The 14,554-nt window shown below is 39.8% G+C and carries 15 protein-coding genes; 10 read left to right on the top strand and 5 right to left on the bottom strand.

The window, feature by feature from the left end:
- Nucleotides 1-11: 11 nt before the first annotated feature.
- Entirely contained in the window at nucleotides 12-557 is a 546-nt protein-coding gene (locus HZL42_RS06890) for a hypothetical protein (RefSeq protein ID WP_219282919.1), read from the bottom strand.
- Nucleotides 558-731: 174 nt separating this feature from the next.
- On the opposite strand from HZL42_RS06890, the gene HZL42_RS06885 reads away from it, so the two are divergent.
- Nucleotides 732-1,469 carry an SGNH/GDSL hydrolase family protein gene (locus tag HZL42_RS06885; protein WP_219282918.1) on the top strand — a complete coding sequence of 246 codons (738 nt, stop codon included), beginning with the start codon at nucleotides 732-734 and terminating at the stop codon, nucleotides 1,467-1,469.
- 23 nt (nucleotides 1,470-1,492) lie between these two features.
- On the opposite strand, the gene HZL42_RS06880 is transcribed toward HZL42_RS06885, so the two are convergent.
- On the bottom strand, nucleotides 1,493-1,903 hold the full coding sequence (locus tag HZL42_RS06880) for a hypothetical protein (RefSeq protein WP_219282917.1): 411 nt from the start codon (nucleotides 1,901-1,903) through the stop codon (nucleotides 1,493-1,495).
- A gap of 158 nt (nucleotides 1,904-2,061) precedes the next feature.
- Here HZL42_RS06880 and HZL42_RS06875 point away from each other — a divergent pair, with 158 nt between their 5' ends.
- From HZL42_RS06875 to HZL42_RS06855, 5 genes are all read left to right on the top strand, one after another.
- Nucleotides 2,062-2,757 (top strand): nicotinamide mononucleotide transporter, encoded by a 696-nt coding sequence (locus HZL42_RS06875; RefSeq protein ID WP_219282916.1) that lies wholly within the window; start codon nucleotides 2,062-2,064, stop codon nucleotides 2,755-2,757.
- 120 nt (nucleotides 2,758-2,877) lie between these two features.
- Entirely contained in the window at nucleotides 2,878-3,912 is a 1,035-nt protein-coding gene (locus tag HZL42_RS06870) for an NADH:flavin oxidoreductase/NADH oxidase (RefSeq protein ID WP_219282915.1), read from the top strand.
- Between the two features lie 305 nt (nucleotides 3,913-4,217).
- Nucleotides 4,218-4,865 (top strand): NAD(P)-dependent oxidoreductase, encoded by a 648-nt coding sequence (locus HZL42_RS06865; RefSeq protein WP_219282914.1) that lies wholly within the window; start codon nucleotides 4,218-4,220, stop codon nucleotides 4,863-4,865.
- Nucleotides 4,866-4,877: 12 nt separating this feature from the next.
- On the top strand, nucleotides 4,878-5,366 hold the full coding sequence (locus HZL42_RS06860; protein WP_219282913.1) for a thioredoxin domain-containing protein: 489 nt from the start codon (nucleotides 4,878-4,880) through the stop codon (nucleotides 5,364-5,366).
- A gap of 114 nt (nucleotides 5,367-5,480) precedes the next feature.
- Complete coding sequence (locus HZL42_RS06855) at nucleotides 5,481-6,902, top strand: DUF4041 domain-containing protein (RefSeq protein WP_219282912.1); 1,422 nt, start codon at nucleotides 5,481-5,483, stop codon at nucleotides 6,900-6,902.
- A 40-nt stretch (nucleotides 6,903-6,942) separates the two neighbouring features.
- Here the strand turns inward: HZL42_RS06855 and HZL42_RS06850 are convergent, their stop codons facing one another.
- Nucleotides 6,943-7,302 carry a hypothetical protein gene (locus tag HZL42_RS06850; RefSeq protein ID WP_219282911.1) on the bottom strand — a complete coding sequence of 120 codons (360 nt, stop codon included), beginning with the start codon at nucleotides 7,300-7,302 and terminating at the stop codon, nucleotides 6,943-6,945.
- Between the two features lie 275 nt (nucleotides 7,303-7,577).
- Here HZL42_RS06850 and HZL42_RS06845 point away from each other — a divergent pair, with 275 nt between their 5' ends.
- Both HZL42_RS06845 and HZL42_RS06840 read left to right on the top strand, forming a co-directional pair.
- The gene (locus tag HZL42_RS06845) at nucleotides 7,578-8,099 is read left to right on the top strand and encodes a hypothetical protein (protein ID WP_219282910.1); all 522 of its coding nucleotides are present in this window, start codon (nucleotides 7,578-7,580) and stop codon (nucleotides 8,097-8,099) included.
- Between the two features lie 42 nt (nucleotides 8,100-8,141).
- Nucleotides 8,142-8,660, top strand: a complete 519-nt coding sequence (locus HZL42_RS06840) for a GNAT family N-acetyltransferase (RefSeq protein ID WP_219282909.1) — start codon at nucleotides 8,142-8,144, stop codon at nucleotides 8,658-8,660.
- Between the two features lie 267 nt (nucleotides 8,661-8,927).
- Here the strand turns inward: HZL42_RS06840 and HZL42_RS06835 are convergent, their stop codons facing one another.
- On the bottom strand, nucleotides 8,928-10,694 hold the full coding sequence (locus tag HZL42_RS06835) for an ABC transporter ATP-binding protein (RefSeq protein WP_219282908.1): 1,767 nt from the start codon (nucleotides 10,692-10,694) through the stop codon (nucleotides 8,928-8,930).
- A 264-nt stretch (nucleotides 10,695-10,958) separates the two neighbouring features.
- On the opposite strand from HZL42_RS06835, the gene HZL42_RS06830 reads away from it, so the two are divergent.
- Nucleotides 10,959-11,894 (top strand): L-lactate dehydrogenase, encoded by a 936-nt coding sequence (locus tag HZL42_RS06830; protein ID WP_219282907.1) that lies wholly within the window; start codon nucleotides 10,959-10,961, stop codon nucleotides 11,892-11,894.
- 62 nt (nucleotides 11,895-11,956) lie between these two features.
- Here HZL42_RS06830 and nhaC read toward each other — a convergent pair whose 3' ends face one another.
- Nucleotides 11,957-13,363, bottom strand: coding sequence for a Na+/H+ antiporter NhaC (gene nhaC / locus HZL42_RS06825; protein ID WP_219282906.1), 1,407 nt, complete (start codon nucleotides 13,361-13,363; stop codon nucleotides 11,957-11,959).
- Between the two features lie 652 nt (nucleotides 13,364-14,015).
- Between nhaC and HZL42_RS06820 the strand changes: the two genes are divergently transcribed.
- On the top strand, nucleotides 14,016-14,546 hold the full coding sequence (locus tag HZL42_RS06820; RefSeq protein ID WP_219282905.1) for a hypothetical protein: 531 nt from the start codon (nucleotides 14,016-14,018) through the stop codon (nucleotides 14,544-14,546).
- Nucleotides 14,547-14,554: the final 8 nt, after the last annotated feature.

Here is a 14,554-nt window from a genome sequence, read left to right as displayed (position 1 = left end):
TTTTTCGTATTTTATAAATCATTTGGTAAATCGGACTTCTTAATAAATCCAATCTTCTTTTCAAACGTTTCGAAGTAGTAATAGTAATGCTTTTGATGACTGGCGAGCGTCTTTGCCAAATCCTTTAGATCCATCAGCACCTCTTCGTTATAGGTTGGCATGTAAGCGCCAATCCCCGTGGTTCTTTCGGCCATAACGATTTTTTGGAACGTCTTGATGGCATGCTCTAATCTTTCCAGTAAATCATTGGAAATCTTTTGGAAGGTGTAGTTACTGTAATTATGTGGTTTTACATGGACCTTGTCCTCAATTGCCATTAAGATGTCGTCCTGGGCATGGGTTAGCTGTTGGACGTCAACGATGCTCGCGCGATTAGCAAATTGGATGCCAATATCAACCTTGGAAATGGTCATTTCATCATCCAGTTTTATGATGCGGTGATTCAGAACCGCTAAGTATTTTAAATCGAGATCAGCTACAAACTTTTTACCATCCTCTGAATTTAAATATTGTAGTGCGTCCGTGGCTTCCTTTAATATTTTGAGCATGTCCTTCATGCAAAATCCCCCCAGTGCCTAATTATGCTTTTATTATATATTAATTGAATCAAAGTTTTCAATAAGGTGGTGAATTACTTAGTAAACATTCTGAATCCAACTATTTTTAAGCGGCCCCTTTTTAATTCAAGTTTAGAAAGCGTATAATCAGCTAACAATAGGAAGTGGTTAATTTTGAATGCACAGTTAAGTGGAATCTGGAGTCTGATTAGTGATCAAATTAGTAGTAACCCCATTACTCGCAAAAAAATACTAGCCAATCATGAATCCATGCACTTTGATCGAACCCCTGGAGCTGCAATTTTAAATGGAAAGCGGATTGCATTTTTGGGTTCATCGGTAACCAAGGGATTTAAGTCACATCACGTTTCGTTTGTCGATATTTTAGCTAGCAACGATGGCATTTCACCAGTTAAAGAAGCCATTTCTGGCACAACACTAGCCGGTTCATCAAGAACTACATATTTAAATCGGTTGATTAATAATATTGACACCCAAATACCGTTAGATGCATTTGTTTTACAGTTATCAACGAATGACGGGAGTCAACATAAACCGTTAGGGCAGATTGCAGCGACTTATGATACTGTCGCATTTAACACTGCAACCACGCTAGGGGCAATGGAAGCCATTTTCCGGTATGTCCACGATCATTGGGATTGTCCAGTACTGGTCTATACCTGTGTTAATCCGCGTCATCCGGAGTACGCAAAGTTAGTCCAATCGGGATACGAACTACAAAAGAAGTGGAAATTTAGGATTTTGGATCTATATAACGATGAATCATTAAATAGTAAGATGACTGACTTACAGAATGGCTATTTAAATTCCGACTTACTCCACCCAACGATTAAGGGAAACCACCTGCTGGCGCCGTTGTTTGAAAAGCAATTAATTCAGATGCTCAAGTAGATTAGTTGAACGCTGCTTTCCGCTTATTCAACAAATTTTATGCTCGCTCCAAGTGGAATGATTTGTTCATTAATGAATGCTGTTAGATCACCATCCAGCAATCCCCGTTCGTCCATATAGTGATAGAACAACTGCTCATCTTTATCACCATCAATGAAGTCTTCAACATCGCTTTGAAAGTAGATTTCACAATCTTCAATCGTTTCGTCCATACTCACGTTTAACATGGTATAGAAATCATGACATTCATAGGTTGGACTCAACCAAATTAAATCTGGAATGATTTCACACGCAATGTAGTTAGCGTCGTCCACGTTATCGGCAGTGATGCTAACGATTTCACGATGCTGATTTTGCGGGGCGCTTTGAATATCAGCGAGGGGCGCGTCTAGTTTAGGGATTAATGTTTTAGGGATGTTTAACTGTAATTTCATTCTAGTCAGCTCCATTTTGATTTTGATACTTTAATCTAACCAATAAATTTGATGATCGTCAATTAAGGGCTTTGAAAATTTTGTATGCGGCATTAAGCGCGTTATAATAGCCATCAAGAGCGTTGCTTCCGAATACGGCTCTAAAAAAACAACAGGAGATGTTTAAAATGTTAAGAGCGATTGCAAGATCACGCGCCTTTGACTTAGTTGGGGTGCTTATTGTCGTTGCCAGTGCTTTTCTTTCTGGTTACTTATTTGAAACCCTAGACGAGGTGACCCACTGGGGTGGCATCAGTGCGTTAGTCCCGTTTGGCTTAATTAGTGCTGGATCATCGGTGCTATCCCTTTATTCAGACCGGCTTACTGCGCGGATGAATAATCTAGGGAACTGGATTGGGTTAGCCGGGGTCATTTTGAGCGGGACTATCGATTACCTTTTGGGAAATAAGGGTGCGATTTTTACATACCCAGTAACGTTTGTGATTCAGGCTTGGGCAATTAAAGTCTGGATGAGTTCTGATCGGTATAAGGCTCGGAAGCCACCACGGGGAATCAAGGGGCTACTTATAATATTCTGCTTGGTGATTGCAGAGTTTCTCTTTAGCTACTACACGAATGCAATTGCCTTTACACAGCATGATTGGTTATTCTATACAACCGTGTTGGTATTTGCACTTTCCTTAATTGCGAATGCTTTTAACGCCTTAAAATTAAGGGTTCAATGGCAATTTTGGAGTCTGTATAATGTTGTTCAACTGATGAAAGCCTTAATTCAAGGCAACTTTGCCAACGTTGGAAAGTATATTTACTACATTGTTAATTCAATTTCTGGATTGGCATTTTGGAAGGAATAATTTAAAAGGGGAGCCAGCCGACTTAGCGTTCGGTTGGCTTTTTGAGTTGTAGTTGTAAATAATGGAATGCTTTTATGAATCTTGCTATACTTTAGTAAGTAAATGAAAGGACTGATTTAAATGAGCTTACTTTTATCACCAGTAAAAATTGCGAACCTAGAACTTAATAATCGGGTCGTAATGTCACCAATGTGCATGTATGAAGTTCAAAAGAAGGACGGGGTTTTAGAACCGTTTCACTTTGCCCACTATGGGGCTAGAGCCCTTGCTAAGGTTGGGATGGTAGTAACTGAAGCCACTGCGGTACTACCCGATGGCCGGATTTCAGATTGGGACCTCGGTCTTTGGAACGATGAGCAGGCGGATAAGCTGACTGAATTAACTACGATGCTCCACTCCTTTGGCACTAAGGTCGGCGTTCAGTTGAACCATGCAGGGAGAAAGGCTGAGAATGCACAAATTGTTTCAGCCCCCAGTGCAATTCCATTTAGCAGTGATTACGCAACGCCCCATGAACTAAATGAATCTGAAATTCAAGCGGTTAAGGATGCCTTCGTAAGTGCTGCTAAACGGGCTAAGCGCGCTGGCGTGGACATGATTGAGATCCACGGGGCCCATGGGTACTTGCTAGACCAGTTTCTATCGGCGCTTACTAACCAACGGACTGATCAATATGGTGGTTCACTTGAAAACCGTTATCGCTTAGTTCATGAAGTGGTTACAAGTGTTCGGGCGGTTTTCGACGGTTCGCTCTGGATTCGGTTATCGCTAACCGACTATGATGATTCCGGGGTGCAGAATTCGCTGGACGATTGGAAACAAGTTGCAAAGTGGTTGGAGGCTGACGGAGTTGATTTAATTGACGTCTCAACCGGTGGATTAATTAACGCTGCTCCCAATTTCCCAGTTCACGATGGTTACCAAACCCCATTTGCTACTGAATTGAAGCAAGCCGTTTCAGTCCCAGTTTCTACGGTGGGCCTGTTGGACAATCCGGGGTTATGTGAGTACATTTTGCAAAACCATCAGGCTGATTTAATCTTGGAAGGCCGGGCGTTGCTTAGAAATACCAATTGGCTAAGTGATGCTGCTAAGCAACTGCATGATCATGATTTCAAGCCTTATAATGCTTCGTATGAACGCGGACAAAAATAAAAATATTACTGCATGCTGGTTAACCGGTATACATTGGCGGAGAACGGCCTCGATTAGGGAGCCGTTCTTTTTAGTGGTTAGATATAAGATATTAGATATAAGATATTAGATATAAGATATTAGATATAAGATATTAGATATAAGATATTAGATATAAGATATTAGATATAAGATATTAGATATTAGATATAATAAATAACAAATTATAACTAATTTGTTATTTATTATTTTAAAGCGTTTTAATTGCCATCGGCCTTGATACCATTAGAATAGTAACTAGACTATTTGAGCGAGGAGAAATGAAAATGAAAATTGCTGTATTAGGTGCAACAACGCTAACTGGAAATGCAATTATGCGCCAGGGGGTAATGACTGGCAACCAAATGACTGCCGTTGATGAAGATGCAGACAAAGCAATTTCGTTATTTGGTCAAACGACTCCGTTAATTGCGGGGAATCCGATGGAGCTAATTAAGGAACAACTCGATCAGTTCGACGTCATTGTTGATGCCTACCTCCCCAAGCCAGAGCAAGCTTACTTGCAGGTAGACTTGGCCACCAAGTTAGTTGCAATGTTTCGGGAAACGCATGCTCCCAAGTTAGTGTTTATGCTAGGGGCCAGTAGTTTATTAACTGGTTACGGGTTTGAACACTTAGTAATGCAAGACCTGCGGAAGGTGCCAATGGTGAAGCCATACCTTCCAATCTTTGAGGAACAGCTAAATGAATACCTCTTCTTACGTGACATTAAAAATGTAAATTGGTTAGGAATCTCGTCACCAATGGACGTTTACGAGGGCCCGGTCACTAAATATCAATTAGGGGATAACCATCTCCTTCGGAACCAAGCCGGAAAGTCGCAAATTTCCTATTCAACCTTGGCAAAGGTAGTCATTGATGAAATTGAAAAGCCAGCTCATCATACCACTAGGTTTACGACTGCGGAAGAATAGGGGGAACAGGAAATGTCAGAAATTTTAACGAATGATCATGATACTTTGAACTTAGGAGCTAGTAACGCGCCCCACCAATTAACGGTTGTGATGAACCTCAGTTGTCGTTATTGCAAAAAGTGGTGGAGTCGGAATTCAAAAATCATTGAAAACGCGCTTGCTGATGGACAACTAGGGTTGCACATTAAATTTTGGACTGTTGATAAAGCCGCCCTTCTAATCGGTGACATTGCACATCAATATGTTGATTTTAGCCAGCCCGAAGCAGCATTTAACTTTGTAAAAGAACTAGTTAGGAATCAGAATCAATTTAAACGCTGTTCTGAAGACCAAGTTCCTGATTATTTGACGAAAAATTATAACGTTACTCAGCATAATTCAAAGGCGGATATCGAACAGACCACCGCAGAGTTGCGGAAGGCCGGAGTACGTGGCATTCCAACATTGGTTTTAGATGGTGAATGGCATGATAGTTATGAATATCACCTACCAGAATTATAAATTAAAAATGAAGTTACTAATCGCAATCTAGTAACTTCATTTTTTTATTAATTTTAGATTTACTTTTTAATATGCTAAAATTAAAAAAGATTATCAAAAAGGGGTTTAAAATTAATGTCAATCTGGAGGAATGCATTTGCCTGGTTAAATGATGCCATTCATGTGAATCGGTTTAAGCAGGAAATTGCGAGTCTGAATAATAATATTGATGGTTTAAATGGCAAAATTGCTGATTTAACGAATCAAAAAGAAAAACTGGTGAGACAACTAGATGTTAAATTATCAATTCAACAAATGAGCGTTGCGGAATTAGCAAGTGAGGCAGAGAAGCTGAAAGAACAAATTGCTGATTTAGATTCTGATATTAATAAACGAAAATCAAATTTAAAATATTTAATTCGGAAAATTAAGGAAGAAAATCAACGGTTTGAAGACCTCCGGGCTGAAGTTGGGGACTTAAGTTCCCAGGTTGAAATCAGTGACTACGGACTATTTAATCCTAACTATGAATTTGAACACGCTTGGCAATATAAGGATCGCTTAGATGAAATCAGGGCGGACCAAAAGGCTTTGATTAAAAGTAAGGATGCCGTTAATTATAATCCTAACTGGACGGTTAATAATAAAAAATCGCTTGGTCGGAAGATGAATAATAATCAAATTAAAGCGATTTTACGGAGCTTTAACAATGAGTGTACTGAAGCAATTAAGAAGGCTAATTATTCTAATTACGATCGAATTAAAGCTAGAATTGGAAAATCTTTTGAGCAATTAAATAAAATGTATGCGGTTAACGAAATCAGCATTAAGGATAATTATTTAAACTTGAAGTACCAAGAATTAGAGATTGCTTTTAAATACGAATGTAAAAAGCAAGATGAAAAAGAAGAGCTTCAGGAACAACGGAGAATCGAACGTGAAAATGCAGCTGTCAAGCGTGAGGCTGAGAAGCAACAAAAACAGATTCAAAAAGATGTTGACCACTATAATAAGGCAATCCAAGAACTTCAACTGCGTCTTCAAAAAGAACAGGAAAATGAAGGGTTGAAGAATGAAATTGAAAGCTTAAAGCAACAAATTCAAGATAAGGATGTTGAAACTAAGAGCCTAAATGACCGGGTATATAATGCACGGGCAGGGTATGTCTACATTATTTCTAATATTGGTTCGTTCGGTGAAAACATTGTTAAGATTGGGGTTACCAGGAGACTGAAGCCGGAGGAACGGGTTAAGGAGCTTAGTAGCGCTTCCGTTCCATTCAAGTTTGATGTTCACGCGTTTATCTATAGTTCTGATGCTTTTGAATTAGAAAATAAATTACACCAACGCTTTAATGATCAACGGGTAAATCTAATTAATAACCATAAGGAGTTCTTCAAGATTACGCTGGCTGAAATTGAACAGGAATTGAAGCAATATGACAATGTTACCGTCGATTTTAATGAATATCCAGAAGCTGATGAGTATCGGGAGACGGTTAAAATTGAAAAGTCAAAGCAAGAACAAGCAGAAATGAAGGAACTGCTAAACGTTTAATATTTTAAAAGCGAATGTCTATTTAACTAGGCCTTCGCCTTTAATTTGTATCGATAATTCTAATTGCTAATAAATGTTCTAAAAGCATGTCTTTAATGTGGTTAATTTCAACTGGGTTTAATTCAAATAGATATCCCTGGTTGATCGTACCATTTTTATTAAAGGCATCGTTTTTATCCTTTCGGTTGTTAGGATCACCAAAAAAGGATCGTTCTGGTTCAAGCGGAATGTTAAGGGGTTTAATTTTTAAGTCAACTTGCCAACCACTGACGTCCCAAACTGCATCTTGAAATTCTGCCGGCTTGGGTTTGGTGTAAGCATCCCTACGGGCAACACTAATTCCCATAATGTGTTGATGGTGAACGTTTATAATTATGTCGCCAGCTTTAATGTTTTTCATGCATTCGTATGAGTAGGATTTACTACCGTTTTTATTCCGTTTGGGAGACCATAAAATGCGGTTATCAAACTCAAATTTATAACTTTGATTCTGTGAAGCTAAGTACCATCTAATCATTTGACCATTCCTATATTCATTAATCTTTTATTCATGTATATTTTAGTTGATCTAATGAATAAAAGATAGATCTACTGCATAAAAAGATCGGTTGAAACCTATTTTTAATCTAGTCAAATGGGTATACAATAATAAAAAACACCATAAAGGATTGAATGATGATCACTAATTTAAAAGTTATAGCCAAGTACTTATTCAATGGAATCATTTGTTTTTTCGGAAGCTTTTTAATTGTAAAAATTGCACGACTAGGGCTGCCAAGTAGTTTAACCCACGGAAACATTCCGGAAATTCCGCCGACTACGTTGTCTGATATAATTATATTGTTGGTGCTATCCGGTTTTATTTTTGGATTTAGCACTCTATTAGACAGCGTCTGGACCAATCCGCTATCTAATCACGGCATTAAATCTAAACTTTGGCGAATCTTGAACTGGGTCAGTGCTGCCTTCATTGTTTTTTCAGCCATTGGCATGAGCCTAGTCGTTAATGATGGCTCGTTTAGCGACTTAATGGGACTTTGCTTTACGGTTAGCCAGATTCTTGCAGTCCTCCTCATGTTAATTAACTTGGGTGGCGCACTTAAGCAGCAAAGGATTGGTTGGTATCGCTACGCCATGGGGTTTCAACTCCTAGCAATCGTTATTTTTTGGCTAGGGCTTTGGATATCACCAGCTTAACGAGATAATCGTAAAATTAATTGCCGATGGAGGATGATAATAATGGCAGCGATTTACGTTAGAAGGGGTATGATCCATGATATTCCGGAGATTATGAAGATTATTAACGCTGCGAAAAAAAGATTGAGGGCGGAGGGCAATCCCCAGTGGCAGGCGGGCTACCCTTCGAATCAATCCTTTGAAACTGATATTAACAACCGGGTGAATTACGTTTTGATTGTGGATGGCAAGGTTGCTGGAACGGCTTCACTGCTAACTGCGCCGGATGTTTACTACCAACACATTGATGGAAGTTGGCACGATGATCGACATCCGTATGCGACGCTGCATCGAATGGCAATTGATGGCCATTATGCAGGGATGCACCTGGGTTCGTACTTGATTTCGAATTTGATTACCATCGCTACGATGCAGGGAATTCACAACCTGCGTTTTGATACGCATCGAACCAATCAGCGAATGCAGTTGATTGGCAAGCGTTCCGGCTTTACTGAGCGGGGAATTATTAAGAACCATGATCCAAACGATGCTTATCGGGTCGCGTTTGAACTGAATTTGTGAAAAATAAAAAACAAGCGGTTGATGGGGAAATGCCCAGCTTACCGCTTGTTTTTGTATAAAATGAACTTACTGATAAAGGATTTTTTTGGAGGATAGTTTTTTAATTTCATTACCATGTGAAAGGTTACCATATTAAGTTAGTTGAGTTCACCATTGACATTCTGAAAGAGAATCTCACCATAATTGAAATATGATAATATGATAATATGATAATATGATAATATGATAATATGATAATATGATAATATGATAAATCTGTTTTTGAACTTATTCAAATTGAGCATTATACAATTGAGCGTAAGTTCCGTTAGCCGCCATTAATGAATCATGGTTGCCGCGCTCGACGACCTGCCCGTTCTCCATTACAATGATTTGATCGGCGTTGTGGATTGTGGATAACCGGTGAGCAATCACAATCGAAGTTTTAGATTTCAATAGATTGTCTAGTGCATGTTGGATGGCCTTTTCCGATTCGTTATCCAGACTTGCGGTGGCCTCATCTAAAATGATGATTGGCGCATCTTTCAATAGGGCGCGCGCAATTGAAATCCGTTGCTTTTGACCCCCGGAGAGTTTGACGCCTCGTTCCCCAACTTGGGTTGCTAGTTTATCAGGGAGTTGCTGGACAAACTGTGCCAGGTCAGCCAGTTGAAGGACTTGCCAAATTTCATTATCGGTTGCATCTTCACGGCCATACAAGATATTATCCCTAATGCTGCCGTCAATGATAAAGACATCTTGTGAAACAATCGCGATATTTTGGCGGAGTGACTTTAAGTCGATTTTCTTAATGGCAACGTTATCAAAGTAAATATTGCCACCGTCAAGGTCGTAAAAGCGGTCGATTAACCTAGTAATCGTTGTCTTACCAGATCCAGATGCCCCGACAATAGCAGTGGTTTTGCCATATGGGACGAAGATTGAAACGTTGTTGATGGTGGGCTTCAAATGTTTTTGAGTGCCATCCACCCGGTATGCAAATACAATATGGTCGATGGTAATGCCCTTAGTGAGGGTCGGAAACGACTGGGGATGATTCGTGTTTACCACTGCTGGTGATTCTTCCAAAATCGTTTTGATGCGTCCATACGAAACCAGCGCCTGTTGTAGTTGGTTCAACAACCTGGTAAACGATTGAATCGGACTTTGGACCATTGCAACGTAGCTGATGTATGCCACCAATGCCCCAATCGTCAATTCACCATTAATGATGAAGTACGAACCCAGTAGTAGGATGATGGCGACCCCCGCATAGTTGATTCCATCAATTAACGGGTTGAAAATGGCCTGGTTATGCCCCGCATCGATCAAGTCGCGCCTGTTATCCTGGGCTAGTTGATCGAAACGATGGGATTCAAGCCCCTCGTTAGTAAAACTCTTGATTAAGTCAATTTCAGTCAACGTCTGTTGCATTTGATTGGACATTGATGCTTGTGAATAGCGGGCGCGATGAAAAGCGTTGCGAATCCGTTTTCTAAAGACCCGGTAGACGATAAACATTAACGGGAACGTGAGGCTCACCGCCAATGCCATTTGCCAGTTAATGTAAAAAATCAACCCTAATACGCCCACTAACGTGAACAGGTTACCGACAATGCTTAGCATGTTAGCTGAAATTAAGCTCTGCAGGTTGTTAATGTCGCTAGTCAGCCTGGTCATGAGGTCCCCGGTTTTACTAGATTCAAAAAAGCGGGTGTCCATTTTTAACAGGTGCTGGTACAATTGGTTCCTTAAATCGGTAATTGCATTTTGGCTCATGATACTCATAAAGTAGGTGGAAACGTAGTTAAAGATTCCTAGGACAATTGCGGTTAAAATCAGCAGCCCGATTGCGGCTAGGAGTGATTGAAAGTTCTTATCCGGAATGACCTTGTCAATGATGAACTGTTCAATTTGGGGCATTACGAATTGTAACAGAGTGATGACGGTTAATGCTAAGACGTTCAGCACTAGTAGCCACGGTTTGTTTAGGACTTTGCCGAAAACAAATTTAAACATGGCGACTAGTGATGCATCTGGTTGCTCTTGATTCATTATTGGATTCGCCTCTAATATTGTAGAATTAATTAACATTACTATCATATGCTGTTGGAATTAAAAATGCTATTAGGAGGAATCTAGATTTGAATCCGTTTTAATTTAATAAATCTGGTCTGGTTACCATTAATTGGCCCTTTCAAGTATTAAATTGATATAGATTCATTAAATTAAATTTAGATTAGATTTTAATGTTGAAATGATGTGATGGTGTGCTATACTGAGTTCATTGTTAAAATTTAACCTAAGGAGTGGATACATATGACAAGAAAAGTGGGCGTTATTGGAATGGGTCACGTTGGAGCAGCCGTTGCTCATCACATGGTAGTAGATGGGGTTACCGATGAATTAGTGTTAATTGATACTAACGATGCCAAGGTAACTGCGGATGCTACTGATTTTCAAGATGCGATGTCTAATCTACCGGAACATACTAACATTACGGTGAATGATTATTCAGCATTAAAGGATGCTGATGTTGTAATTTCTGCGGTTGGAAAAATCTCACTTCAAAAGGATAATAAGGAACACGACCGGTTTATTGAATTACCGTTTACTAAAAATGCGGTCCGCGACGTCAGTGAAAAATTAAGGGATTCCGGTTTTCACGGGGTCTTAATTGACATTACCAACCCGTGCGATGTCATTACGATGATGTATCAAAAATACACTGGGTTTCCGAAGCACCGTGTGATTGGAACCGGAACGTTATTAGACTCTTCTCGAATGCGCCGGGCAGTTTCTAGCAAACTGAAGATTGATCCCCGTTCAGTGGGGGGCTATAATCTGGGAGAACATGGGAACTCACAGTTCACCGCTTGGTCGACCGTTAAGGTCTTAGGGCGCCCGGTTGCTGAAGTGGCTAAGGAACGTAACGTTGATTTAGCTGATTTGGATGAAGTGGCAAGAGCCGGTGGTTACACGGTTTATCACGGGAAACACTACACAAACTATGGGATTGCATCCGCAGCGGTAAGGTTAACCAAGGTTATTTTAAGCGATGCACGCGCAGAATTACCGGTCTCCAATTGGAATGAAGAATATCAAACCTACCTATCTTATCCAGCAATTGTTGGTCGCGACGGGGTGGTGGAACAAGATCACTTGAACTTAACTGATGATGAAAAGGAAAAGTTAAAGGCGTCTGCCAATTACATTAAGACCCGGTTTGATGATACCGTGGCTAGCATGGAATAATTTCATCCAGAATTCAAAAAAGCTTGGCAAATTAATGCCAAGCTTTTTTTGATGATTAATGATTATTCGGTAATGGTTTTGGTTTCCTTAGGGTTGTGGATGTATTTGATCTTAAATCCAGTCACAGCACTAATGATTGAGAACACTGGTGAGAAGAGGCTAAGGAACACAAATGGCAGGTATGCAATCGTTGGGACGCCTAAAGTGGCGGTTACGAAGCTTCCGGCAACCCCCCATGGAATTAGGTACGTAAGGGCGGTTCCACCATCTTCCAATGCCCGACTCAATGCGATTGGGGCCAGGTTGTTGTCCTTAAAGGCCTTGCTGAATGATTCACCAGGCAGGATCAAGGAGAGGAATTGTTCTCCAATGAAGAAGTTAACCCCAAAGCAGGTGATAATAACTGAGATGATGAGGGATGCAGTGGAGTGGAGGTGACTAGTTAGTGGCACCATGATGGCTTTAATGATGCCGAGGTTGATTAACAATCCCCCAATTGAGAGGGCTACGAAGATTAGTGCCACCGTGCCCATCATTCCGGCAATTCCCCCTCTGGTAAGGAGCATGTCCACGTGCTTATCGCCAGTGTGGGAGACAAAGCCATTTTGAATTACGTTGTTAATTTGAACTAGATTTAACCCGGGCATCCGAAGTAATCCCATGATGCCTGATACTAATAGGTTGATAAATAAAGTTGGAATGGTGGGAATTTTAACCCAAGCACAGATAAATAGTAAAAATACTGGGATTAGTGAAATTGGTGAGATTAAAAAGTGGTGCTGTAAAACGCTAATGGTCTGATCAACGTTTGCGAAGTTAGCATGGCCAGTGTGTTGGCCAAGAAAGGCGTACAGAATGAAGGCGACGATACTAGCTGGAATCGTGGACCACATTAAGTTTTTAATGTGATCGATTAAGTTTGCGTGAACGACGGATGCAGCAACGTTGGTGGAAACCGAAAGTGGGGAGGCCTTGTCACCAAAGACCGCACCGGATAGGATGGCTCCAGCAGTCATTGCGGGGTCAACGCCAAGCGTTAGGCCGATTCCCATAAATGCAATTCCGAGGGTGGAACAAACCGTAAAGGCACTTCCGATGACTGCCCCCATTGTTCCACAAATGATGAATACGGATGGTAAGAACCATTGGACGTTAATCAATTTAAATCCGTAGACCATTAATGTAGGAATAATGCCGGTTGCAATCCATAGTCCAATTAGTGAACCGATTAGCAAGAAGATAAATAGTGGGAGGATTCCGGATTTAATTCCGACGATAAAACTTTCATTGATGTGGTCCCAACTAAACCCACGCCACTTAGCCCAAAAAATGAGGACCATGATGCCGAATAGGATGGGAACTTCTGGTGAAATATGTAAGCCGATGATTCCAACTGCCATTAGGGCAAGAATTCCAATTAAAATAATGATACTTTCAGATAGTTTAAGTTCTGGTTTTTTGTTTTTCATGATTGAAGATCCTCTCTATTAGTTAACGTTTAATTTTGAAATAAACAGCTAACTTCTGATATCGAGCAACTCCACCACAGTTATTGATTATTAACATTCTCCATTTCTCCCTTCAAAATAAAAAGTCCCAATTACAAATAAATGTAATTGGGACGATGTGGACGACCGCGGTACCACCCAGCTTGGCATATTAATAATGCCATCTCACTAGATTATAATGGGTCTAGTTATTATCCATTTAGATCATTACTTAATGTATTTCGAATCACAACCCCTGATCGGTTCGCAGCAACCACCGACTTCCTGACTCTAAGAGCAGGATCTACTGAATTAAAATCTAACTTTTATTAAATTAATTATAATCATAGCACCAATTTATTGAAAAGCAAGCGAAAAATTAAATTTATATTAATTTTATTGTTGTAAATCAAGCTACTAAACAAGCACTTTTGATTCATTTAGAGCGTTGATTATAACCGTTTGAGAAAATGAAACGTTGATTTAAGGGGGATTGTATCATAATGATTAAAAATATTTCAATTGTTAGAAACCTTTATTAAGCTTTAATTGCGAAGGTTCAAATTAAAATTAGTATCCTGTAAAATGACAATTAGTATTATTTGTTTATGCAATTTGAACAGGAGGGTTCAATTTGAAAGCTAAGTGGGCAGTAATTGCTGTTGCTGGGTTGATGGGCTTGTTATCGCTGCCCTCACTTTCAGCTTCAGCTAAAATTCATGTTACTAAAACGGTTCCTAAATCTTATCATGGAACTTGGTACGGTTCGAACGTTAAGGATAGTCGGGATTTAATTTATATCTCTAATCGTTACGTAATCACCGGCACTTATTCTAAGTACAATTCTAAGACCAAATCGATTAAGTACAATTACAATATGGGCTACTTGCCAAAGGGGACTGGTTCCGCTAAGTTAGTGTTTAAGAAGGTATCTAAGGGTGATGGACAGTATGGCACAACTTATACATTTAACCAGGGTGATGATATGGATGATCAGTTACCTACCTTTTGGACTAGTAAGATGACCATTAACGGTAAGAAGCAGGTCGTCCTTAAGGCGTATGAAAATTTTGGCTCGGTGAAGGTTTATACTAGAAAACCAGTTAATAAGGATTATTCATATACGATCAAGAGTAAAAACATTGGATCTGAAATTGGAAAATAAAAAGCTAG

The organism is Lactobacillus sp. Sy-1 (genome assembly GCF_019303535.1).
Taxonomy (GTDB): domain Bacteria; phylum Bacillota; class Bacilli; order Lactobacillales; family Lactobacillaceae; genus Nicoliella.
Note: the sequence above shows the minus strand (reverse complement) of the source record. Positions and strands in the feature narration are given on the sequence as shown.

Coding starts and splice junctions, on each gene's coding strand:
- HZL42_RS06890 (WP_219282919.1), bottom strand. CDS start 557: ATGAAGGACATGCTCAAAATATTAAAGGAAGCCACGGACGCACTACAA.
- HZL42_RS06880 (WP_219282917.1), bottom strand. CDS start 1,903: ATGAAATTACAGTTAAACATCCCTAAAACATTAATCCCTAAACTAGAC.
- HZL42_RS06875 (WP_219282916.1), top strand. CDS start 2,062: ATGTTTAAAATGTTAAGAGCGATTGCAAGATCACGCGCCTTTGACTTA.
- HZL42_RS06870 (WP_219282915.1), top strand. CDS start 2,878: ATGAGCTTACTTTTATCACCAGTAAAAATTGCGAACCTAGAACTTAAT.
- HZL42_RS06865 (WP_219282914.1), top strand. CDS start 4,218: ATGAAAATTGCTGTATTAGGTGCAACAACGCTAACTGGAAATGCAATT.
- HZL42_RS06860 (WP_219282913.1), top strand. CDS start 4,878: ATGTCAGAAATTTTAACGAATGATCATGATACTTTGAACTTAGGAGCT.
- HZL42_RS06855 (WP_219282912.1), top strand. CDS start 5,481: ATGTCAATCTGGAGGAATGCATTTGCCTGGTTAAATGATGCCATTCAT.
- HZL42_RS06850 (WP_219282911.1), bottom strand. CDS start 7,302: ATGAAAAACATTAAAGCTGGCGACATAATTATAAACGTTCACCATCAA.
- HZL42_RS06845 (WP_219282910.1), top strand. CDS start 7,578: ATGATCACTAATTTAAAAGTTATAGCCAAGTACTTATTCAATGGAATC.
- HZL42_RS06840 (WP_219282909.1), top strand. CDS start 8,142: ATGGCAGCGATTTACGTTAGAAGGGGTATGATCCATGATATTCCGGAG.
- HZL42_RS06835 (WP_219282908.1), bottom strand. CDS start 10,694: ATGAATCAAGAGCAACCAGATGCATCACTAGTCGCCATGTTTAAATTT.
- HZL42_RS06830 (WP_219282907.1), top strand. CDS start 10,959: ATGACAAGAAAAGTGGGCGTTATTGGAATGGGTCACGTTGGAGCAGCC.
- nhaC (WP_219282906.1), bottom strand. CDS start 13,363: ATGAAAAACAAAAAACCAGAACTTAAACTATCTGAAAGTATCATTATT.